This is a genomic window from Methylobacterium sp. CM6247, from assembly GCF_054817925.1.
This window is the reverse complement of sequence record NZ_JBTXKX010000003.1, coordinates 1,600,498-1,623,915: the sequence shown is the minus strand read 5'-3', so window position 1 is coordinate 1,623,915 and position 23,418 is coordinate 1,600,498. Positions and strand designations below refer to the sequence as shown.

At 66.5% G+C, this 23,418-nt stretch carries 14 protein-coding genes; 6 read left to right on the top strand and 8 right to left on the bottom strand.

Annotation, left to right across the window (positions count from 1 at the left end; all coding sequences use genetic code 11):
- Positions 1–22: 22 nt before the first annotated feature.
- A complete protein-coding gene (locus ACYQOP_RS08485) occupies positions 23–1,546 on the bottom strand; it encodes a D-alanyl-D-alanine carboxypeptidase family protein (RefSeq protein ID WP_461222080.1) in 1,524 nt (507 codons plus the stop codon).
- A 382-nt stretch (positions 1,547–1,928) separates the two neighbouring features.
- Between ACYQOP_RS08485 and queE the strand changes: the two genes are divergently transcribed.
- The 3 genes from queE to queC are packed head-to-tail and all read left to right on the top strand — an operon-like array spanning position 1,929 to position 3,722.
- Positions 1,929–2,561 carry a 7-carboxy-7-deazaguanine synthase gene (gene queE / locus ACYQOP_RS08480; protein ID WP_461222079.1) on the top strand — a complete coding sequence of 211 codons (633 nt, stop codon included), beginning with the start codon at positions 1,929–1,931 and terminating at the stop codon, positions 2,559–2,561.
- Between the two features lie 46 nt (positions 2,562–2,607).
- Positions 2,608–2,961 carry a 6-carboxytetrahydropterin synthase QueD gene (gene queD, locus ACYQOP_RS08475; RefSeq protein ID WP_056422399.1) on the top strand — a complete coding sequence of 118 codons (354 nt, stop codon included), beginning with the start codon at positions 2,608–2,610 and terminating at the stop codon, positions 2,959–2,961.
- Positions 2,962–2,963: 2 nt separating this feature from the next.
- Positions 2,964–3,722 (top strand): 7-cyano-7-deazaguanine synthase QueC, encoded by a 759-nt coding sequence (gene queC / locus ACYQOP_RS08470; protein ID WP_461222078.1) that lies wholly within the window; start codon positions 2,964–2,966, stop codon positions 3,720–3,722.
- A 382-nt stretch (positions 3,723–4,104) separates the two neighbouring features.
- Here queC and ACYQOP_RS08465 read toward each other — a convergent pair whose 3' ends face one another.
- The 3 genes from ACYQOP_RS08465 to ACYQOP_RS08455 all read right to left on the bottom strand — a co-directional run bounded on the left by ACYQOP_RS08465 (position 4,105) and on the right by ACYQOP_RS08455 (position 7,597).
- Positions 4,105–5,562, bottom strand: a complete 1,458-nt coding sequence (locus tag ACYQOP_RS08465; protein ID WP_461222077.1) for an exopolysaccharide biosynthesis polyprenyl glycosylphosphotransferase — start codon at positions 5,560–5,562, stop codon at positions 4,105–4,107.
- A gap of 104 nt (positions 5,563–5,666) precedes the next feature.
- Positions 5,667–6,596, bottom strand: a complete 930-nt coding sequence (locus ACYQOP_RS08460) for a WecB/TagA/CpsF family glycosyltransferase (protein WP_461222076.1) — start codon at positions 6,594–6,596, stop codon at positions 5,667–5,669.
- Positions 6,596–7,597, bottom strand: coding sequence for a UDP-glucuronic acid decarboxylase family protein (locus tag ACYQOP_RS08455; RefSeq protein WP_056422405.1), 1,002 nt, complete (start codon positions 7,595–7,597; stop codon positions 6,596–6,598). Before ACYQOP_RS08455 ends, ACYQOP_RS08460 begins: the two co-directional genes overlap by 1 nt.
- 396 nt (positions 7,598–7,993) lie before the next feature.
- Between ACYQOP_RS08455 and ACYQOP_RS08450 the strand changes: the two genes are divergently transcribed.
- Both ACYQOP_RS08450 and ACYQOP_RS08445 read left to right on the top strand, forming a co-directional pair.
- A complete protein-coding gene (locus ACYQOP_RS08450; RefSeq protein WP_461222075.1) occupies positions 7,994–9,262 on the top strand; it encodes a polysaccharide biosynthesis/export family protein in 1,269 nt (422 codons plus the stop codon).
- A gap of 355 nt (positions 9,263–9,617) precedes the next feature.
- On the top strand, positions 9,618–10,346 hold the full coding sequence (locus tag ACYQOP_RS08445) for a Crp/Fnr family transcriptional regulator (RefSeq protein WP_056422411.1): 729 nt from the start codon (positions 9,618–9,620) through the stop codon (positions 10,344–10,346).
- 320 nt (positions 10,347–10,666) lie between these two features.
- Here the strand turns inward: ACYQOP_RS08445 and ACYQOP_RS08440 are convergent, their stop codons facing one another.
- Both ACYQOP_RS08440 and ACYQOP_RS08435 read right to left on the bottom strand, forming a co-directional pair.
- A complete protein-coding gene (locus ACYQOP_RS08440; protein WP_461222074.1) occupies positions 10,667–12,034 on the bottom strand; it encodes a lipopolysaccharide biosynthesis protein in 1,368 nt (455 codons plus the stop codon).
- A gap of 172 nt (positions 12,035–12,206) precedes the next feature.
- Complete coding sequence (locus tag ACYQOP_RS08435; RefSeq protein ID WP_461222073.1) at positions 12,207–14,399, bottom strand: GumC family protein; 2,193 nt, start codon at positions 14,397–14,399, stop codon at positions 12,207–12,209.
- Positions 14,400–14,731: 332 nt separating this feature from the next.
- Between ACYQOP_RS08435 and ACYQOP_RS08430 the strand changes: the two genes are divergently transcribed.
- A complete protein-coding gene (locus tag ACYQOP_RS08430) occupies positions 14,732–16,270 on the top strand; it encodes a right-handed parallel beta-helix repeat-containing protein (RefSeq protein WP_461222072.1) in 1,539 nt (512 codons plus the stop codon).
- Here ACYQOP_RS08430 and ACYQOP_RS08425 read toward each other — a convergent pair.
- Both ACYQOP_RS08425 and ACYQOP_RS08420 read right to left on the bottom strand, forming a co-directional pair.
- On the bottom strand, positions 16,248–17,102 hold the full coding sequence (locus ACYQOP_RS08425; RefSeq protein ID WP_056422422.1) for an FkbM family methyltransferase: 855 nt from the start codon (positions 17,100–17,102) through the stop codon (positions 16,248–16,250). The two genes, ACYQOP_RS08430 and ACYQOP_RS08425, sit on opposite strands and share 23 nt — an antisense overlap.
- A 78-nt stretch (positions 17,103–17,180) precedes the next feature.
- The gene (locus ACYQOP_RS08420; RefSeq protein ID WP_461222071.1) at positions 17,181–23,411 is read right to left on the bottom strand and encodes a type I polyketide synthase; all 6,231 of its coding nucleotides are present in this window, start codon (positions 23,409–23,411) and stop codon (positions 17,181–17,183) included.
- Between the last annotated feature and the right edge of the window lie 7 nt (positions 23,412–23,418).

Below are 23,418 nucleotides of genomic sequence, written 5' to 3'. Positions count from 1 at the left end.
CTACCCCGGCAACGCCGCCGGCTCAATCCTCGGCCGAACTGGCAGCAGACGTCTTATTGTTACCCGACGTCCTGGCGGCGCTTTTTGCAGGCTTGACGCCAGGCTTTGCGCTGGGCTTGGCCTCAACCTTCGGTGCGGGCTTATCCGACGTCTTTTGGCCCGGCTTGGCAACGGCTTTTCCAGCAGGCTTCTTCCCGGCCTCAGCCTTGGTCGACGGCTTTCCGCCCCCTGCGATGACAGGCGTCGTTTCCACCGGAGCGTAGGCGCTGGCGCTGGCAGGCACGGCAGCCTTTCCACTCGCAGCCTTTGACTTCGCGTCCGGCCTAGTGAGCCTGGATGCCTCGCGCTTGGCGTTCGCAGCCTCGACCTTGGCCTTGCGGAGTTCGGCGAGCTTGGCGGCCTTTTCGGCTTTCTCCGCCTCGGCCTGCTCGTTCAGGGCAATGGCACCTTCGGCCGGATCGCGGCCGATCCAGACCAGGATGGGCTGCAGCGGGGCGCGCGGCGGCAGGGCGCGGCCCTTCATCGAGCCATTGTTCAAAGTGGCGAAGGCCAGGGCCGAGCCCACGGGTGCCGCGGCGGCCAGGATCGAAGCGTTCTCGTTGCCGGCCTGCGAGGCGATGGCCCCCGGCCCTTCGTCGACCGGCATCGGCCTACGCTTGTCGCAGATATAGGGACGCATATCCGGCGGCTCGGAGATGGACGAGGATGGCAGCGCATCGAGCGTCTGGGCGGTCCAGCCGGCGGACTGGCTGAACCCGTGGTCGAACAGGTCGGCGGCCTTCAGGTCGCGCTCGCGCGCACTGGGCTGGCCCATCACCACGGTGATGAGACGGCGACCGTTGCGAGTGGCGCTCGCCACCACGTTGAATCCACCCGCGCAGATGAATCCGGTCTTCATGCCGTCGGCCCCGGCATAGCGCCCGAGCAGGCCGTTATGGTTCGCCATGATCGACTTGCCGAACTGGATGGCGCTGATGGAGAATAGCGCGCGGCTCTCGGGAAAATCGCGGATCAGCGCTCGTCCGAGCACTGCCATGTCGCGGGCCGAAGTCCATTGCCGCGCATCGGGCAGGCCGTTCGGATTGGTCCAGCGGCTTTCATGCATGCCGATTCGGGCGGAAGTCTCGTTCATGATGGCGGCGAAGCCTTCGACCGAGCCGCCGAGATTTTCACCGATCGCCCAGGCCACGTCGTTCGCCGACTTGACCATGATGATCTTCAGGGCGTTGTCGAGGGTCAGCTTCGTTCCCGGCCGGAACCCCATCTTCGAAGGCGGCTCCGCGGCCGCGGCAGGCGAGATCGTGATGAGGGAATCGAGGGAGACCTTACCCTGCCGCACCATGTCCAGGGCGACGTAGGCAGTCATCAGCTTAGTGATGGAGGCGGGGAACCACGGGTCGGTGGCGCCCTGGGCGTAGACGACCTTGCCCGAATCGACCTCGACCACCAGGATAGGCGAGGTTACCGCGCCAGCAGTACCCGACCCGAGAAGTCCCGCCGCGACCGCTAGACCAAGGACAACGCGGCTCAACACTCGGTTCGACATCGGGCCTGTCTCGGCTGGGAACGCTCCGACGCCATAACGGCCGGTGCGTCCGGAAAAAGTTAGCGCAACGGCCGAGCTTTGGCGAGGGATGCCAATCGTCGATCGTGCTCTCGACCGTTCCCCATAGGAGAGATCCGGCAAGGGTACCAACGCTGTTTCCGTGGCAACAGCATGGCGGCGCAGCCAGGATCATGGTGCGCCGCACGGTTTGCATAAAACGACGTTGCCGTAAGTGCATGGATGTGTTGGGCCTTGCGCCATGGCCTCGGAGCGGCGGTGAGTCTATGGGCTGTCTCACCGCGTTCAGGCGCTGAGGATGGCCGTTCGCCATCGCGGGACGGAATTCCATACGGGTTCCACAAGGAGATCGGCCGAGGAATCGATGGCTTACGCGGTCAAGGAACTCTTCCATACCCTTCAGGGTGAAGGGGCCCAGGCGGGCCGCGCCGCGGTGTTCTGCCGGTTCTCCGGCTGCAATCTCTGGTCCGGCCGTGAAGAGGACCGCGCCACGGCCGCCTGCACCTTCTGCGATACGGATTTCATCGGCATGGACGGCGAGGGCGGCGGACGCTTCTCGACGCCGGAGGCTTTGGCCGACGCCATCGCCGCCACCTGGGAGGGCGGCGCCTCCCATCATTACGTGGTGTTCACTGGCGGCGAACCGTTGCTGCAGCTCGACGCCGCACTTATCGCGGCGGTGCATGCGCGCGGCTTCGAGATCGCGGTAGAGACCAACGGCACCTTGGCGGCCCCCGAGGGGATCGACTGGATCTGCGTGAGCCCGAAGGCGGGCAACGCCCTCGTCCAGACTACGGGCCACGAACTGAAACTCGTCTATCCGCAGGCTGCGGCGATGCCCGATCTGTTTGCCACCCTCGGCTTCCGCCACCATTGGCTCCAGCCCATGGACGGGCCGGACCGGGTTGCCCATACGCAGGCTGCGGTGGAGTATTGCCGTCGAGACGCGCGCTGGCGGCTGTCGCTCCAGACCCACAAGATCATCGGTATTCCGTAATCCCGAACCGGTCACGTCAGCGCGTGAGGAACCCCAGAGTCAGTCGATGAAGATCACCCAAGCCTTTACCTTCGAGGCGGCGCACCGCCTGCCCAACGTGCCGGAGACCCATCGCTGCCATCGCATGCATGGGCATTCCTACCGGGTCGAGCTGACGATCTCGGGGGAGGTCGATGCCGAAACTGGCTGGGTCATCGACTTCTTCGATGTGGAGCATGCCTTCGCGCCGATCCTGCTCCAGCTCGACCATTACTGCCTCAACGAGATCGAGGGGCTCGAGAACCCCACTGCAGAGAACATCGCGGCCTGGATCTGGCATCGGACGAAGCCGGCTCTGCCCGGCCTATCTTCGGTCAAGGTGTTGGAGACCCCGATGTCCTGGGCAGAATACGAAGGCTGACGATGAACGACGAAGGCGCCCTGGTCCTGTTTTCCGGCGGGCAGGATTCCACGACCTGCCTAGCCTGGGCACTGGAGCGGTTCCCGCGGGTGGAAACCCTCGGCTTCGACTACAACCAGCGCCACAAGGTCGAGCTCGACCGGCGGGCGACCTTGCGCCAGAGCATGGCCGGCATGAAGTCAGGCTGGTTCCGACGTCTCGGCCGCGACCACACGATTTCGCTCGATGCGCTGGGAAAGGTGTCGGAAACCGCCCTCACCCGCACCACCGAGATCGCCTTCGAAGCGGGGGGGCTGCCCAACACCTTCGTGCCCGGCCGCAACATCATCTTCCTCACCTTCGCCGCCGCTCTCGCCTACCGGCGATCCCTCGGTCACATCATCGGCGGCATGTGTGAGACGGATTATTCCGGCTATCCCGATTGCCGCGACGATACGATCAAGGCGCTTCAGGTGGCCCTCAATCTCGGCATGGACAGACGCTTCGTACTCCACACCCCGCTGATGTGGATCGATAAGGCCGAGACTTGGAAACTCGCCGAGGATCTCGGCGGCCCGCCGCTGGTCGACCTCATCGTCGAGGACACTCATACCTGCTACCTCGGCGAGCGTGGCCAGCGCCATGCCTGGGGTTATGGCTGCGGCACCTGCCCCGCCTGTGACTTGCGCGCGAAGGGCCATGCGAAATTCGTGGCCGAGGCGGTGGCGAACGCTGCCCGTCCGTCCGGTGACTTCACCGCCCCCCAATCGTCTGAAGCTTGAACTGGCGAAATCAGTCCTAACCAGGACTATGGTCACTAGCCCTCCTAGACTTCAACCGTGGCACCATAGAATTCGCGGGGCAATTGACAGTCAATCCATCATCCGCAAAAGATATCCGGTGCCACTGCAGCACCGGAGGGTGCCTTGCTGGAAATCATATTTTGGATCTCCGCCCTTGTGTCCGTGTTCGGCAGCATCGGGTTGATATGTATATTTCTATGGCCCGAAAAACGCCAACGCATCGAATGGGATGATCATTCGACCAATTAGATCACAGATACGCAAGGGCCTGCTTCAAGGAAATCAACTTCACGGCAAGCGCACCATCAAGACAAAGTCGTGACGAAAGCGAAGGACATGACCGTGTCACGACGTTGGGAAGCTACCGGGCACCCTTGGCGCCAAGGACGGCCGAGACCGTTGCGAGCAGGATGTATAAGTCGAGCCAGGGTGACCAGTTGCGGATGTAATAGGTGTCCTGGCTACGCTGGACCCCAAGATCTCCGTCGCTTCTCGACGAAATCTGCCATAGGCCAGTCAGCCCGGGCGGGACGCTGGTGCGAAGAGTTCGAAAATCGGAATCGAACCCGTCCATGTGATAGGCGGGAAATGGCCTCGGGCCGACGAGGCTCATATCGCCGCGCACGACATTCCAGAGCTGAGGCAGCTCATCCAGGCTCGTTCGCCGGATGAAGTTCCCGATCTTCGGCAAGATTCGCGGATCATCGGAGAGTTTGAAGAAGCGCCTCCATTCCTCGCGGGCGGCCGGGCAGGCTTCGAGATGGGCATGCAGCCGGCGCTCGGCGTCGGAATACATGGTCCGCAATTTCAAGACCCTGATTGGGCGCCCGTCCCGTCCCACGCGGATCTGGACATAGAACGGGCTGCCGGGATCGAGCACACGGATCGTCGCGGCGAGGATCGCGATCACCGGCAGGGCGAGGATCAGGCCGATCCCTCCGAGCGTGCAGTCGATCACCCTCTTGAGGGCCAGGTTTCGCGACCGGTAAAGTTCGCGCCGGATCTCCAGGCCGATGGCGCTGCCGAGGGGCTGAACCTGGACCCACATGTTCTGCAACTCGTGGATCTGCTGAACCAGGACGGTGCGCGGAGCGGGAAGCTGGCCCGTGCCTTTCCCATCATACAGGGCAAGGGTCGCGCAGGACGAGAACAGCAAGACCTCCGCGGGCACCGCCGGGCTCTCGTCGATGCCGCCAAGGACGGGCAGTCCCTCCGTCCGGATCGACTCCTGTCCATGCTCGACGAGGAAGCCCACCGGACGGAACCCCAATTCCGGCTGGGCGAGGAGCGTATTGGCCAGATCGCGTCCGGCAGTGTCGGCCCCCACGATCACGGTGAGAGCCCCCCAGAGCTTCCAGCGGATCAGTGCGCTCCTCAGCGCGGATTCGCCATAGAACCCGATCACGATGAGGAGCGCCGACACCACCGCGATATCGGCGACGCCACGCGCGGATGTCCCGAGAGCGCTTGCGACCAGCAGGCAGCTGATCGCGTAGATTCCGATACCGAGAACGCGTAGCCGGAACCGCTCCGGCGGGCTCGGCCCGTAGCTGGAATAGAGCCCGAACGCCGCCAGGACGAACACAAGAGCGACCGGGGGAATCGGCACCGGGGTAGACGATCCAAGCCAATGCTCGGCAGGTAGCCAGCCGGTGATCAGTTGGGGAAACAGACCGGCCAATCCGGAAAAGAACAGGTCGCCTCCGACCAGAACGGCGGTGACGATTGCCCGCCGCCGTCCCGGCCGGAGTTCTGCTCGCACCGGCACGGTACGCTCGACCGTAGGGCCCACGAGAACGATGCTGTCGGTGGTGCTCATGGGAAGCCATTCCGGAAGCGCGAGGCCATGCCGGCCTTGGAACGAGAGGAGGCGGGACACCGTCGCGTCTGGGCTAAAAACCCGGCACGGCGCAGGAGCAGGCATCACCCGGGACGATGAGGCGCCGGTGAGGCTCCCGCCCGGAAGCGAGCAGCGAACCAGCGCCTCAAAAGTTGGCCGGCGGCAAGCAAAAGAAACAGGGGTACGATCTTCATGTAGCGGGCGAAGAGCCGCCTCGGTTCGGTAACGAGACGAAACAGCCATTCGAGGCCCCGCTTCTGCATCCAGACCGGGGCCTGGCGCTTGGTGCCTGCCAGGAAATCGAAGGCGGCGCCGACGCCGATCATCACCGGCGCATCGATGCGCCCAAGATGCGAGACCATCCAGTTTTCCTGCTTGGGCGTGCTCAGGCCGACCCAGACGATGTCGGGCTGCGCGGCATTGATCTGCGCCACCACTGCCTCGTCCTCCTCCCGCGAAAGGCTGCGAAAGGGAGGGCAGCACGTTCCGACCACGGACAACCCCGGATGCGCGTCCTGAAGGCGTGCGCTCAGCGCCTCGGCCACGCCGGGCGCTCCGCCATAGTAGAAATGTCGATAGCCGCGGGCCGGAGAAAGGCCCGTGATGGCACGCATCAGGTCGGGGCCGTAGACCCGCTCGGTCGCCTTGTGGCCCAGCAACCGCGACATCCAGACGAGCGGCATGCCATCCGGCGTGACGAGATCCGCCGCGTTGTGGATGGCAAGCAATCGCGGATCGCTCCGGCTCTCGATCACCCCATGGGCGCCGGTGATGCAGACGTAATGCGGCGTCCGCGAGCGGACGAAGGCATCGATGGCAGCGAGGGCATCCGCGAAGGTGATCGCGCTGACCTTAAGGCCGAGAACCTCGGCGCGGGGCAACTCCCGGTGCTCCACCGCGGCCGGCGATGCTCCCCCCATCGCCTCGACCGCGTGGTGCAGGTGAGTCGCTGGGAGCACGGATCGCGCCCAGCGACTCAGGTCGGCGCCGGTCGGCGAGAGATCCTCGGTCATCACACGGCCTGCGTCAGGGGTTCAGAACGGGCCAGTTCGCGCAGAGCGTGAATCGGCGAACCTTTCTGGATGAGCCTCGCTTCGAAATACGCGATGGTCCGCACCAGACCGGTGTCGAGATCGACACGCGGCGACCATCTCAGCTTCTCGCGGGCGCGGGAGATGTCGGGGCAACGCCGTTTCGGGTCGTCCTGCGGCAAGGGTCGGCATTCGATGGTCGAGCGCGAATTGCACAGCTGTACAATGCGTTCGGCCAGAGCGAGGACGTTGATCTCGGAAGGGTTGCCGAGATTGACCGCGTCGCCGGGCTCCTCATCCACCGCCATCAGCCGGAGCAAGCCTTCGACGAGATCGTCCACGTAGCAGAACGAGCGCGTCTGGGACCCGTCGCCGTAGATCGTGATCGGCTGATGCGTCAGTGCTTGGACAATGAAGTTCGAGATGACCCGACCATCCTGCGGATGCATGTTCGGTCCGTAAGTGTTGAAGATTCTCGCGACGCGCACCGACATCCGGTGCTGCCGCCGGTAATCGTGGAACAGCGTCTCGGCGCAGCGCTTGCCCTCGTCGTAACAAGCCCGCGGCCCGACGATGCTGACATGGCCGCAATAGCCCTCGGGCTGCGGATGAACGTCCGGATCGCCATACACCTCGCTGGTCGAGGCCTGGAGGATGCGAGCATGGAGGCGCTTGGACAGGCCAAGCATGTTGATCGCGCCCATCACGCTGGTCTTCGTCGTCTGAACGGGGTCACGCTGATAGTGAACCGGAGAAGCCGGACAGGCGAGATTGTAGATCTCGTCGACCTCCACATAGAGCGGGAACGTCACGTCATGGCGAAGGAGCTCGAAAGATTGATGCGTGAGCAGCTTATCCAGGTTCGAGCGCGCACCTGTCAGGAAATTATCGACGCAGAGAACCTCATTTCCCTGTTTGATCAGCCTTCCACAGAGATGAGACCCTATGAACCCGGCCCCACCCGTTACGAGGATGCGCTTCATTGTCGGTGCCCCTCCGGCTCATTCCCTGGACTGACGACGGTCCCGTCCGGGCGTTGAATGAGCGTTCCGTCGGTGATCTCGCCCTACCGCTCCCTTGCCGGGGAACTCGGAGCGTTGTTGAACCATGGCGGGCAATGACCGTTGACTACAAGTGGCGCATCCGGTGCATTTGACAATCACATTCCCCGAATAAGGAATAGTACTATCGAATAATCGTATGAAATCGATTATGAATAACTGTTTTTCCGTCGCATGAATACGTATTTTCGAAAGGATTACCTCGTCGTAGAACCTAGCTTGTCCGAAAGGCGATGCCGAAGCTCGAATTCCCGACGTTTAGAATATCGGCGAACGTGCGGGATGGGCCTCACGAGACGAGCGGTCGGTTGATCCAGGATGAAACAGCATCAGCGGACGCGCTCCGGGCGCGTATCCCATCGCATCGCAGCGCTTGCCCTATGGGTCGCCCTCGGCGGGGCGGCGCTGGCCCAGGATTCGACCTATCGCCTGGCGCCCGGCGACCGGGTCGGGTTATCGGTCTATGGGCAGGCCGAACTGTCGGGCGAGTTCGTGGTCAATGGCAGCGGCGCTCTGTTCCTACCCCTGGTGGGTGAAGTCTCCGTGTCCGCCATGACCTTGCCGGAGGCGCAGAAGCAGATCGTCAGCCATCTGGCCGACGGCTTTCTGCAGCAGCCGGTGGTGAGCCTGCGCATCACCGAGATGCGGCCGATCTACCTCCTCGGCGACGTGCGCGTGGCGGGGAGCTATCCCTTCCGCTACGGCGCCTCGGTCCTCAGCGGCATCGCCCTGGCCGGCGGCTTCGCCTTGCCCGAACAGGCGCAGATCGGCCAACGCACGGAGTTCCTCAGCTCAGACGAGCGCGTCCGTGTGCTGGAGGCGACCCAGCGCCTTCTGATGCTCCGGCGCGAGAGGCTGGAGGCGCAACGACACGACCGGGAGGACTTCACGCCACCGCGCGGCAGCGGGCACGACGAGGGCTTCTCCCGCCTGCTTGCGGAGGAACGCGGGATCCTGAAGGCGCAGCGGAGTGCGTTCGTGCAATCCGCGGAGATGCTGCGAGCGCAGAAACCGCGGATCGAGGCCGAGATCGGCGGCGTCGAGGCGCAACGGAAGGCGGAAGAAACCCAACTCCGGCTGATTCAGTCCCATCTCGAAGATTACGAGAAACTCATCAGCAATGGCTTGGCACGACGATACCAAGGCATCGAGCTGCAGCGGGAGGAGGCCCGGAACAAGGGTACGATCGCTCGGCTGAACTCCGAACTCGCCCGGCTCGACCTGGCGATCGGTGATCTCGGACTGAGGGTGCAGGAACTCACCGACACCTATCATCGCCGAATCCTCACCGAGTTGCAGGACGTCACCACGCGTCTGACCGAAGTAGAGATGCAGCTGCCCAGCGCCCGCGAGATCCGGGAGGCGCGCCTCCAATCCGGCGGCACGCTCGGTGCCGCCAGCCCCGGCGCCCCGGCGCGAAAGGTCTTCATCACGCGAACCGTAGGAGAGCGGACGGAAACCTTCGAGGCCGATGAGCGGGCGCTCCTCCAGCCAGGCGACATCATCGATGTGCGTCGCGAGCCGCCGACGGCATCGATCAGGACGAGCCTTGTCCTACCCGAACCGGGCGCCCTCCCCCCGCGCTGATCCAAGACGCAGACTCTTCCCAGCGAAGACCGGCTCGCCCCGGATGCCGCTGGCTCGTCGATGCCGAGACGGCGATCCGCCAACTGCTTACTGAACCCACATCGGCACAGGCTGGCACCGGACACTTCCTCGGACGTATCGGTATCGCAGCTTCACCTCGACACCCGAACTGCTCAGACACGCGGCGCACCTGCAAACACATTGAAACAAATTGCTCTACTACAGAAATTATAGTACTTAATATTGCATTATTGTACTGGAATTTTATTCATTACCCTGCAGAATACTAGCTCCCGCCTACGCGGATTTCGATTTCCTTGAAAGTACAGGCGAGATGCTTGGCGGAGCGTCATTGATGAACTCACGACTCCAGCCACTCCAGGCACCATTGGTCGAGAACCGTCTCCTGCGGGCGCTCCCCATCGAGGTTTTCAACCAGATGCTGCCGCAGTTGGAGGAGGTGGCTCTGGTCGTCGGCGAGCGGATCGTCATCGCCAACGAACCCATCCCGCACGCCTATTTCATCGAAAGCGGATTAGCGTCCGTGACCATGGCCATCGCCGAACGCGGCACCGTGGAGATCGCCGTCGTCGGGCGCGACGGCATGGTCAGCACCGCCCTGGTGCTTGGCATCGAGCATACGCCGCTCACTGTGGAGGTCCGCGTGGCGGGCCGGGCCCTGCGGATCGGCGCGGGCGCCCTGCGCCAGGCGATGGCTCAGAGCAGTGCTCTGCGTGATATCCTTCTGCGCTACGTCCAGGTCGTCATCCTCTGGACCAGCCAGATGGCGCTGGCCAACCGTCACCATTCGGTGGAGGAACGCCTGGCGCTCTGCCTCCTCCTGGCTAGCGACAGGCTCGATGAGGGCCGCGTGGTCATGACTCACGAGATGCTGGCGCTGATGCTCGGCATGCACCGCCCGCGTGTCACCGTCGCCCTGCACGAACTGGAGCGCACGCGCATGATCGTGATGCGGCGCGGGCAGATCACGATCCGTGACCGGCTCAAGCTCGTCGAACTGGCCGGAGACAGCTATGGTCTCGCCGAGGCCGAGTACGAACGACTGATCGGCCCCTTCATCTGAGACCAGACGGAGGTGAGGGAACTCATCACCCGCCGCCCGTGCGACGGCGGGCGTCCGCCGAACGCGCCGAGGCCAAGCATCGGACGGAACCAGCGTCGATTTCCCTGTCGGCGCGTTAGGTCTACATGTCCAAACCGCCGAGGCGCGCGCAGTGGTCTCGAAGGGCGCCGGACGATGAGGCTCTCGGATGGAAGTGACCCACCTCGCGCGTCGGCCGGATGGAAGTCCTCGCAAAAGCTGGTCGGACAGGTACGGCGAGGCCCTTCGGCACCGGCGGATGCACTCGTCTGCGGCGGGGCCGGATTCGGCGTGAGCGCCGATTAGGTCTGCCTCAGTTTCGAGGCCGGCAGCGCAGCCACGCGTGACGCCACGGCGTTGCCTATGGCCTCACCCGGATCGTCCGCGGAGCGGGCCGGGACGGCCTGGTCCCGCACCCGGCCGGAGGAAGCGTCGGCGGTGTCGGTAGCGATCATCCTGGTGAAGAGGAGGTGCAGTACGACGAGGCGGACGGCGTTGGCGAGGCAGAGGGCGATACAGGCTCCGTTCAGGCCGAACCCGATGATGAGCGGGATGGCGATCGGGATCGTCGCCACGGCCCCGGCCGCGTTCACGATCAGGGCCTGCTTGGCTTGCGAGACGCCGTGGAAATAGGCGCACACGATGTCCGTCACGAACGCGGCGAGGGCCGCGATAGCAAGGAGCCGGACCGGGGTCGCGATGTCCGCATAGGGCGAGTAGGCGCCGTAGATGAGGCCCAGCACCTCGTGGGGAAATGCCACGATGGCCGCCAGAAACACGATCACGATGGGCATCCCCGACAGGGCGAGGGGGTGGGTGGCGCGCCATGCCTCCGCCTTTCCCCCGGCATGCGCCCGTGAGGAGACCTGAAGGATGACGTTGCCGAGCCCAATCATGAGCGGGTTGAGCAGGTTGACGATGTTGAAGCCGGCCTGGAGCAGCGCCGGCAGAGCGGCCCCGGACAGGGCGGCCAGGAACCAGAACAGGAACTGGACCCGCAGGGCGGCGCAGAGGTTGTTCGCCAGCGCCCATCCGCCGAGGCGCCAGAATTCCAGGGCGACGGTCCGGATGCGGGTCATCGCATGCCGGCGCAGGGAGAACCCCACTTGTATCCCCTGGAGGACGGCCGCCGCCGCCGATGTGACGGTCATGGCATAGAGGGCGGTCTCCAGGGTCAGGTCACCCCGGAGCGCGAGCCAGAGGGCGATCAGGATCTGCCCCATATAGCTGACGATCTCGCCGGGGACGGCGGCTCCGAAGCGCAGTTCCACGAACAGGTAGCGCCGGAACGCCTCCTGCACCTGCCAGACGAGGAAGTAGACGAGCAGGGCCGCGATGAGATCCGGCCGGCCGATGAGGAAGGCCGTGACGGCCAGGACGAGACCGGCCGGAACGCACAGGCCGACGAGAAGGATGAAGCTCACGCTCATCAGTTCGCCGATGCGGTCCCTGTCCGCGGGATCGGCCAGGACCGACATCGGATAGAACAGCACCGACGCCATGACGGTGTAGAGGATCATCAGGATCCCGAAGAGCAGCGCGAAGGCACCGTATTCCTGCGGCGGCAATGTCCGCGCGAGGGCGATCGTGAACAGGAAGTTGCCGAGGCTCGCGACGCCTTGATCGATCAGGGGCCAGGCGATCCGTGCAGCCCGCACTCTAGCGAGCACCGGCCGGCTCCACCGCCGACGGCGTCGGGCAGGCCACGGCCGCGCGGGACAGCGGCGCGCCGCCTCCGCCGACAGGCGTGAACACGATGATGATCGAAGCCATGATCGACATCCGCTGGATGGCCGCCGAGAAGAAGTCGTGCAGAAAGGGAACGGGCCCGTTGGGCCGGTCCTATGAGGACAGCTTGGACGGCAGCAGGTTGCCGCGGGGGTGATGCGACCCTGCTTCCTCGAAATGCCCCCGGTAATCGTTGTAGTGGGAGCATTGGTCGACCACGCGGAAGTCCTTGTGCTCCGTCAGATTGACATGCGTCAGGACCAGGCCGCGCAGGCGCACGGAATTGTCCTGCAGCCGCCGCAACGCCGCCTGGACCGTCTCGCGCGGGGTCCGGTTCCAGTGAACGGCCATGACCGTGACGTCGGCGAGACCGCCCATCGTCAGGACATCGATGGACAGCATCACCGGGGGAGCCTCGATGAGGACGAGATCGAAGTTCTCTCGAGCCCGCTCTATGAAACTCTCGAAAGCCGGCGTCAGGAAGAGGTCGTGCGAGTCGCCGTTCTCGGCGCGATGCAGCACCACGACCCTGCCGGGGTCGTTCCGCATTGGGAATCCCGCCGGGTCGCCGAACACGACATCCTCGAGGCTGGGCTGGTCGGCCTCCGCGTAGCGGCGCGGCGTGCTGTCGATCACGAGGGTCCGGATGCCGCGCTGAGCCAGGAGACTCGCCATCGCCATGCAGAGAAGCGACTTGCCCTCGCCAGGTACCGAGGACGTCACCATGACGACCCGGGGCTCGGCCAGAGCGCGGGCTCCGGTGAGCGATGCGCTGACGAGGCGTATCGATTCGTCGAACATCCGGACCTCGGCGGTCGACGAGCTGCCGGTGAGTTCCGGTACCATCCCGAGGCAGCGGTGGGCGGTTTCGTGCGCGATCTCGGCATCGGACCGGAAGCCTGTGTCGCGCCGGTCCATCATCACGGCGTAGCCGATCCCCACGCCGCTCGCCCCGAGGACGCTGAGGCAGATCAGCATGAGTCGGTTCGGCCCCGACGGGACCGTCACGGGCTTGGCCGCCATGACGATCTGCGTGGTCGACGACTTCATTCCCGTGAGCGCCAGCGCTTGGGCATGGCCGTCGCTGAGCAACTTGAGGCGCTCGCGGATGGCCACCGCGTTGGTCTGCAGGCTCTGCAGCTTGGCGTCCTGCCCCATCCCCTCGACGAGGTTCGCCTTCAGCACGTCGACCCTGTCGGCGAGGTTCGCCTCGTCGGCGGTGGCCGCCTTGACGTCGCTCTCGAGATTGCCGATCGCGCGCTTGATCTCCTCGCGAAGCCGCGATTGCGCGGCCTCGATATTGGCCTTGGCCTGCAGGTAGGCCGGATGACGCGGTCCGGTCGCGGCGACGTTGGCGAATTCCCGCGTGGCCGATTCCGCGCTCTCCAGCATCCTCTGGATCAGGGGCGCGCCGGAAAGGTCCTGCGCCGATGGAGTGCCGCCGGCGGCGAAGACCTCCTGCGCCCGCGACAGGCGCGCCTCGGCGGCGATCCGGGTCTGGCGAGCGGCGGCGAGGTGGGCCACGGCATCACGCACCTCCTGCTGCGGCAGGCTCATGCCCTGCGTGCCGCCCTCCACATAGCCGGTCTGCCGCCTGTAGCGATCGACGGCAGCCTCGGCGTTCTCGAGTTCCCTCCGGCTCTCGCCGATCTGCTCCTCGAGCCAGGTCCTCGTCCGCTCGGCCGCCGCCACCCCCATCTCCAGGCGGTTGCGCAGATACGCGTCGACCACGGCGTTGACGATCCGCGCCGAACGCTCCGGCGAGGTCGAGTTGTAGGACACGTTGATCAGGTAGGCCCGCGTGTCGTTGGTCACGGTGAGGTTCCGCGAGACTTCGCGGGTCACCGCCTCCACCGAGGCGATGGAATCGGCGGCCTCCTTCGTCGATCCGGGTAGTACCGTGGAAAGGATGCGGGAGACGAAGCCCGGCCCCCGCGCGAAGGCCGGGTCGTCCTGGAGCTTGAGGTCCTCGACCGCATGTCTGACGGTGGCCAGCGAACGGATCACCCGCGCCTCGCTCTCGACGATGGCCCCGGCGTCGAGACTGGTCGCAGCCTGCTGGTTCGGCGACGTGGCCTGTGAGGCAGCGACGCGGCTGAGATCGACCTGGATCAGGGATTCGGCGCTGTACTTGTCGGGTAGCGACCAGCAGATGGCGGTCGCGAGCACCAGGGCGGCGGCGGCGAGCCCGACGATCACCCGGCGATGCCGAAGGATCGCGGTGAGGAACCCCAGGGTCTGGGCTTCGTAGGTCTGGCGGAGCACGACGCTGACCCCGCTCTTCGAGTGGTCCAGAACCCGGTTCATTCCGTCCTCGTTGATCGTGGCATGTGCGGCGCTCCGGTCGGAGGATCGGCCGTCTTCCGGGCATCCGGGCCATGACGGCGGAGCTTTCATCCACCATCCGGCCGATCCACCGTCTGGTCGGTGTGATTGAGCGGGATTTCGACTTGGCTTGGGAAGTGAGATCACGGACTAATTCGTTCGCCCCGGCGCTCTAGACCGTTTTTCAACTTCCTTTCGGCGAAAAGTAACCCTCACTGTTTTGCAGAAACCGGTACAGGGCCGGCGGCATCGAGATCTCGTTCCGGCCGCAACTGTAACGGAAGGTGATAATTGCTCCCTGCAGGATCGAACTGGTGGATGACCGCTCGGCACAGCCCTCACCGGCAGCGATCCCCGTCGCGCACTTCGCTCACCGGACGGCGGGAGCCATGACGTGGCGCGCGCTCCGCCATGCGCTGCCCCTCGCCGGGCTGATCCTCTGGCAAGGGGGCGACCCGGCGCGGGGAGAGGGCGCGGAGGGCGGCTGCCCCGGCAAGGCCGTGCGCGTCGCCGCCGGCGAATCGATCCAGCGGGCCGCGATCCGTGCCGGAGAGGGCGGGACCATCTGCATCGGCGCCGGCCTCTACCGGATGCAGGAGATCGCGCCCTTGCGGGGTCAGACGTTCCTCGGCGAGCCCGGCAGCGTCCTCGACGGTTCGCGCATCGTCCGGCAGTTCGAACGGGCGGGCCCGTACTGGTCCCTCACCGGATTGTACCCGCGCCATGTGGGCGCCGGCCGGTGTCGCGGCGGCGGCTCGCTCTGCCTCCTGTCGCTGGCCGTGTTCCTCGACGGACAGCCGCTCACCCGCGTCGCGTCGCGCGGCGATCTCGGTCCCGGACGTTACGTAGTGGAGGCGGCGGCCGGCCGCGCGATCCTCGCCGACAACCCGGAGGGACGCCGCGTCGAGGTCAGCGCGGCGCGCTTCGCCTTCCGCAGCCGGGCCGCCGATGTGCGGATCAAGGGGCTCGTCGTGGAGAAATACGACACGCCGACCCAGATGGGGGCGATCCGCGGCGGCGACGGCACCGGGTGGCGCGTGGAGGATTCGCAGATCCGCCTGAATGCCGGGCTCGGCGTCGATGTGGGCTCCGACGGGGCGATCACCGGCAGCACGATCGAGCGGAACGGCCAGCTCGGCGCGGCCGCGCAAGGCCAGCGGATCCTGATCGAGAACAACCGCATCGCTTGGAACAACACGGCCGGCTTCGACCCCGAATGGGAGGCCGGCGGCCTCAAGATCACCCAGAGCCAGGAGGTGGTCCTGCGCGGGAACCGCGTCCACGACAATGCGGGTCCGGGCCTCTGGTGCGACATCGATTGCCGCGACGTCCTGTTCGAGAAGAATACGGTGGAGAACAATTCCACCGCCGGGATCTTCTTCGAGATCTCCTACGACGCCGTGATCCGCGGAAATACGCTGCGCTTCAACGGCGCGGGCCATCCGGTCTGGTTCTGGGGGGCCGACATCCAGGTGGCGGCCTCGAGCGGCGTCGAGGTCTTCGACAACACCATCACCGTCCGGCCCGACGGCCGCGCGATCGTGCTCGTCGACCAGGGCCGCGAGAAGGACGGCGGCGGCTTCTACAGGACGACCGGAAACCGCGTCCACGACAACCGGATCCTGTTCACCGGCAGGGGCAGCGCCGGCGGCGTCACGGATACGAACGAGGCCGCCCCGAATGCCCGAATCATCGAGGAGGGCGGCAACAGTTTCGACAGAAACACCTACGCCGCGCCCGCCGACGTGAAGCCGGTCTTCATCTGGGGGCGGACGCCCATCGACTATGCCGGTTTTCGCGATGCCGGGCAGGAGAAGCTCGGCCGCCTCGTCACGCGGACGGCACCACCTTGAGAAGCCCCCTCGTCGGCCAGCGCGACGTGTCGCCCCTCGCGGATGCGGCGCGGGACTTGAAGAGCATCAGGTTGTGGCCCGACAAGATCATCTCCCGCCGCTCGCGCAGGAGGATGTCCTGCAGCGGAAAGCTGGTTCCGTCGCCCGGCAGCATCCAGTCGTGCGGTTCGACGATGATCGCATGCGGCTCGGAGACCCAGCCGATCTCGCCGGAGAACACGTCCTTCTCGAAGCCCTCGACATCGATCTTGACGATCAGCAACTCGCCATTGGGGATCAGGTCCTTGAGTTCCGCGATGACGGTGATGGGGATGCCGTGGTCGGAGCGCTCGGTCCGTCCCCTGTCGGCGTTGCCGTTGCCGTGTTCGAGGTTCACGCAGCCGCTCCGGCCGCCGAGGGCGGTGGGGACGACGCAGATATTGGCGCAGACCTCGGTGTTCTGCCGGCAGACGACGAGGTTGTCCTCGTCCGGCTCCACCGCCAGCACGACCGCCCTCGGATAGGCCCGCGCGAAATAGCGCGCCGCGATTCCCACATTGGCGCCTCCGTCGATGATGATCGGCGTGTGTCCCGCCGCGCAGATCCGCTCGTACTCGCTCCGGGTGGCCGCCCCCTGGCGGACCCGGTCGAGGTCGTAGATCATGCGGCCGAAGACGGATCTCAGCACCTCCATGTCCGACGTGTGCGGCCGGATGTAGAACGCACCGTGGATCGTCCGGACTAGACGGGCCCCGCGGGAGGATGCGCGGCGGTGCAGCCCGCGCAGGAGCACGGGCAGGCCGAGTTGCTTGACGTCGCTGTAGTGCCTGTAGGCGCGATCGACGAAATCCATCTTCGGTCTCCCTGCCGGGCAACGGGGTGTCGTCCATCGCGGAACGGGACGGTACCGACGGACGATGCGGTCCCCGGATCAGGCGCTCTTGCGCACGGGATAATGCATCAGGCCGTCGAGCCTGCGCCGGAGGATGGCGGCGAGCTTGTCGACGGCGGGCTCTTGGAACAGCGTCTCGTGCGTCGCCGCGATCTTGTGGATGTCGATCCCCCCCCGGACGAGACCGCCCCAGCCGAGATCCGGGCCGGCGAGGAGATAGGGGACATACGCATCCGTCGAGCGGAACAGCAGCATGCTCCCGGCGTAGGGCTCAGGCGTGTAGCGGCTCTGCGCGACGAGATAGGCGTTCATGATGAACTGCGCGCGGTACATGTCGGGGATCGGGACGTTCGGGTCGAAGCGCTCCCGCGCGAATTCCGCGGCGCGGCGGCGGCGCTCGATCAGGCGGGACGGCCATCCCAGCGTGTAGCCGAGGCTCCAGCGGCGGACCGCCCAGAGCCGCTCGACCGTGCTGTGATGCTGCGCGACGCTGGTGGTCGACAGAGTGTCGAAGAGGACCAGGAGCGCGATGGAATAGCCCGCGCGCGTCAGTTGCTGCGCGACCTCGTAGGCGATCACCCCGCCACCGGAATAACCCGCGATCCGGTAGGGACCGTGCGCATCGACCTCGCGGATGGCCGCGATGTAGGAGGCCGCCATCTCCTCGATGGATTCCAGCGGCGCGAGCCGCCCATCGGCACCGCGCGCCTGCAATCCATAGAAGGGCTGGTCCCGGCCGAGGCGCCGGCTCAGCTTCTCGAAGTTGAGGACGTTGCCCTGGCCGCCATGGATGCAGAAGATCGGGGCACGGGTGGGCACGCCCCGGCAGATCTCCACCAAAGGCGACCAGGCGACGGACGGCATGACCAGCACCTTGTCCGGCTCGCCTCCCCCGGCGGCGCCCTCGTCCGTGGGTTCCGGCGCGACCATTCCGCCGACCAGAGTCGCTAATTGGCGCAGGGTCGATGCACGAAACAGGGTGGCGATCGGCAGATCCACGTCGTGATTCTTGCGGATCCGGGCAAACAACCGCACTGCCAGCAAGGAAAAACCGCCAAGCTCGAAAAAGTCGTCCTGGGGACGCACGACGGCGATGCCGAGCAGGTCCGCCCAGTATCCGGCGATCTGACGCTCGAGAGCGTTCGCGTAGTCGAGATCGCCGCCGACCGGCTTGGCCGAACGCTGCGCCGACATCGTTTTCGGACGAATGGCTGCAAGGGTTTCCCGGCGCAGGTCTGACAGGGCGATCGACGAGGCCACGATCCCGGCGCCCCGGCAGTCGAGCACCCGGCGGAGCAGTTCGGGAGCGTCGGCCGCCATGATGCCGGCATTGAGCCGCGCCTCCAGGCTCGGCGGACGGGCATCTGCCTGCGAGGACTTCACCGATCGGGACACGCTCTGCAGGGTGAAGTCCTCGAACACGGCGAGCGGTACCCCGTTCACGTCGCCGATCACCACGTCGAACCGAGCGGAGGCACCGTGCTGAAGCGCCGTCAGTCGTACGTGACTGCGGATTCGGCGAGGCCAGCGCCCCGGGGGAAGCCGCATGCGCTCGATCGACGTAGGGACGTAGACCATGTCGTCGGCCGGGGGCGCGAGGAGATGCAGCCCGAAGGTGGTCGCGAGATCCGTGAGCGCGGGGTGCGCCGTGATGCCGTCGAGGTCGGCAGCGAACTCGGCGGGCAGTTCCAGTTCGGCCACGGCCTCCCAATCACCGCGCTCGATCCAGCGTATCGTGTGCCAGCGCGGCCCGAACGTCACGGTCTCACCCTGCGGAAAACCAAGGCCCGGAAGCGCGTGCACCCCCTCCCGACGCGCCGCCCGGCGGGCCACCCTCCGGACAGCCCAGGGCAGGGCCGATCCCGGCCACAGGGTGGCGCGCGCATGTTCGACCCATTCTTCGCCCAGGAGGGGGCGGCTCTCGACAGACATTCTGTACCCGCCGCTGGCAAGAACCGTGAGCGTGGTCCGTACGAGACGCTTCACCTCAGGTTCGAACACGAGGGGAAGATCGACGGTGAGCCCGCGCAGGTCGACACCCGTCGATGCGAACCCCGCCGTGGCGGCGGCCAAAGCGATCTCGGCATAGGCCGCGCCGGGCAGGATCGGACGTCCGTCGAGGACGTGCTCCGCCAGGACCCACATACGCGCAGGATCGTAGAGCGCCTGAAAGGTGATGGTGGTCTCGGTGCGACCCGTCTCGGCCCCGAGGAGCGGGTGCCCTTCCCGGGTACCGGACAGGGACGCTCCCCCGTGGATCCGGGCCGCCATGCCGATGTCGCCCCAGATTCCCCATGCCACCGACAGGCCATCGCTACGGCGGGCGGCCAGGGCGTCCAGGGCGGTGTTGGCGGCGGCGTAATCGATCTGTCCGGGCGGACCGATCTGGGCGCTCGTGGACGAGAACACCGCGAACAGATCGAGGCTTCCCTGCGGTAGCAGGGCATCGAGGACCAAACCGCCGGCCAGTTTCGGCGCCATGACCCGCCGGCTGGATTCCAGGGTCTTTTCCAAGATTGGGCCGTCGTCGATGGAGCCCGCAGCATGGAAGACCCCGTGGATCGCGCCGAAACGCTTCCGCGCGGCGGCGATCACCCGCTCCATGGCGGCGTAGTCGGTCACATCGGCGCTCAGCGACAGGATCTCGGCTCCCTCCGCCTCCAGAGTGTGGATCGCTGCCGCATGCGCGGAGGCATTGCGTCCCACCAACACGAGGCGCGCCTTCACGTCGCGCACCAGCCACGAAGCGAGGGTGAGGCCGAGTCCGCCGAACCCGCCGGTGATGAGATAGACGCCGCTCTGGCGCAGGCGGTGCGGTAGCCCGGCAGGATCCTCGATCCGCGCCGGGACCATCCGCTGAACCAGGCGTATGCCGGCGCGATGAGCCACCAAATCGACGCCGTGCTCCGCATCGCATTCCGCGAGGATACGGGCGGCCTCCGCCACCGGATCCGCGTCGCGGATGGGGCCATCCTCGCCGCCGAGGTCGATGACCTGCGTCGCCAGGCCCGGCATCTCGCGTGGCAGGACACGGCACAAGCCGAGGAGGGTCGCGCGCTCCGGGTAGCGGGCCGCGTGGTTCGGGGGCGACTGGCTCTCCCGCGTCACGATGGTCAGGCGCTTGGGCAGGGCGACGTCGCAATATTGCATCGCTTGGCAGAGGGAGAGAAGGCTGTCGAAACCCAGCATCTGTTCGGCCGAGGGGCGATCCAGGGATGGGTCGGGCATGCTCATCGACCAGAGGTGGAGGATGTGATCCGGCACCATTCCTTCGCGGTCGAGGGCCGTGATCAGGTCCCGGTATTGGGTCGGCTGGTCGGGCCGCAACTGGAACAGGCGGTTGCGGACGGTGAAGGTTTCGCCGGAGCGCACGACCGCCACGCTGACGCCCCGGTTTTCGAGAGCCGTGAGGATCGCGGTGCTCAGGCGCGACGCGTCGGCGAAGACCAGCCATGTCCGGTCCGGCGTGGCCCGGTTCGGCGCGACCGACGCAGGCAACCATTGCGGCACCGAGAACCAGTTTTCCATCGCGTCGAGGCGCTGCAGCACGGGCGCCTCGGCCTCGGCGACGACCGGTATCGCACCCGACCGCGTCGGCTCGATCCAATGCCTGTGCTTCTCGAAGGCGTAGGTCGGAGCAGGAACCCGGCGCGCATCGCCGCCGCGAACCGCCGCCCAATCGACGGCATGGCCGCAGGCCCAGAGCTTGCCGATCGCGGTCAGGGCGACGGAGACGTCCGATTCCGTGTCCCCCGGCTGGCCCATGGTCGGAGCGATGGCCAGAGGCGCGAAGCCCCCGCCCTCCGCGAGACGCGCGAGGGCACCGAGGCTGTGGCCCGGCCCGATCTCGAGGAGCGCCCGGTCCGGCTCCGCCAGGATCGCCGAAACGCCGGCCGCGAAGCGGACCGTCTGCCTGAGATGCGACACCCAATAGTCCGGCCGCGTGAGTTCACCCGGACCGACGAACGCGCCGCTGAGGTTCGAGACGAAGGGAAGCGTGGGCTCGTGGAGGGCGATCGATGCCAGGCATGCGCGAAACCGGTCGAGGAAGGGGTCGAGCATGCGCGAATGGGCGGCGACGTCGATGCGCAGGCGGCGGAACTCGATCCCGTCCTCCGCCAGCCGCCGTTCCAGGGCGGCGATCTCGTGGACGGAGCCGGTCGCCACCGTGAGCGTCGCGGCGTTCTCCGCGGCGATGTCGAGGGCGTCACCGATCCGCTCGCGCAGCTCGGCCGAGGGCAGCGACACCGCCAGCATGGCGCCCGCGGGCGCGGCCTCGAAGATCTGCCCGCGCAGGACGACGACGGACAGGGCATCGGCGAGGGACATCACGCCGGCGATGCAGGCGGCGGCATACTCGCCCATGCTGTGCCCGATCACGGCGGCGGGGCGGATGTTCCAGGCGAGCATCATGCGCGCCGTGGCGTATTCGACGATGAACAGGGCCGGGATGGTGTAGCGCGGCCGCGCGAGGAGGGCGGCGGCGGCGGCATCGCCCGGTTCGCTGTCGAGGAGCAGCGCCCGCAGGCCGTCCGGGGCATCGGGCGGCAGCAGCGCCAGACAGGCCTCCAGCGCCTCCCGAAAGGCCGGGACCTCCCGGTAGAGATCGCGGCCCATGCCGGGATACTGCGCCCCGCCGCCGGGGAACATGAAGACCGCGCCGACGGTCCCGGCGCCGACGCTCCCCGTGCCCATGCGGCGATGCGTGTGGCCGGCCAGGATCTCGCACGCCCCCGCGCGATCGCCGGCGATGACGGCGCAGCGATGCGGGAAGGCGCGACGGCCGGTCTGGGTGGTGAAGGCCGCGTTCGCCAGGGTGAGGTCCGGCGAGGGATCGGCCAGCGCCTCCCGCCATTTGCGCTTTGCCCCGTCGAGGGCCTCGGCGGTTCGTGCCGACAGGGCGAGGATCTGCCAGTCCCGCGCGGGACCCGGCACAGGCACGGCCGGGGCTTCTTCCAGGATGACATGGGCATTGGTGCCGCCGACCCCTAGTGAGTTCACCGCGGCGCGCCGAGGCGTGCCGGTGCGGGGCCAGGGCCTGGCCGACGTGACCACGGAGAACGGGCTCGCGGCAAAATCGAACCGGCCATTGGGCCGCGCGCAGTTCAGGCTCGCGGGCAGTTCCTCGTGATGCATCGCCAGGGCGACCTTGATCAGGCCCGCCACCCCGGCCGCCGTGTCGAGATGCCCGATATTGGTCTTCAGCGAGCCGATGCCGCAGAACTGGCGCCGGCCGGGAACGGAATAGGCCTCGCTCAGGGCCGCGAGTTCGATGGGGTCGCCCACGGGCGTGCCGGTGCCGTGGGCTTCGATGTAGCTGACGCTGCCGGGGTCGATTCCCCCTACCGCGAGGGCCTCGGCCGCCGCGCGTGCCTGCCCCTCGACGCTGGGCGCGAGGTAGCCGGCCTTGGTCGAGCCGTCGTTGTTGACGGCAGATCCGCAGATGACCGCATAGATGTGGTCGCCGGCGGCGATGGCGTCTTCCAGGCGGCGCAGGGCCACGATACCGGCCCCGCTGCCGAAGAGGGTGCCGTTGGCCTCGTCGTCGAAGGCACGGCAATGCCCGTCCGGCGAGAGAATCTCGCCCTCAGCAGCCCGGTAGCCCTGTCGGTGCGGCACCTCGATGGTCACGCCGCCTGCCAAGGCCATGTCGCACTCGCCCGACAGTAGGCTCTGGATCGCGAAATGGACCGCCACCAAGGATGTGGAGCAGGCGGTCTGCACCGAGATGCTCGGCCCCTGCAGGTTGAGGAGGTAGGAGGCTCGGGTCGCGAGGAAGTCCTTGTCGTTGCCCGTATGACGCAGGAGGAAGAGCCCCACCTGTTCGAGGAGCTCGGCATTGGTGAGCAGGTTGTTGGCGAAATAGGCCTGCATGCCGCAGCCCGCGAAAACGCCGATGGCTCCCGCGAACGTCTCGGGACAATGGCCTGCATCCTCCAGCGCCTCCCAGGTACATTCGAGGAAATGGCGGTGTTGGGGGTCGAGAATGGCCGCCTCCCGAGGGCTCAGGCCGAAAAATCCCGCATCGAACGCTTCCATGTCGGGCAGGACCATTCCGGCCTTCACGTAGCGCGGGTCGCGCAGATGCGTGGCCGAGACACCGGAGGCCAACAGCTCCTCGTCACTGAACCAATGCGTCGCTTCGCGCCCCGCCCTCAGCAGGCGCCAGAGGTCGCCCGTCGTGGCTGCGTCCGGAAACCGCCCCGCCATGCCGACGATGGCGATCCTGCCGGTTGCATCACCTGCCGTTTCAGGGGTCGGCGAAATCATGACGTAC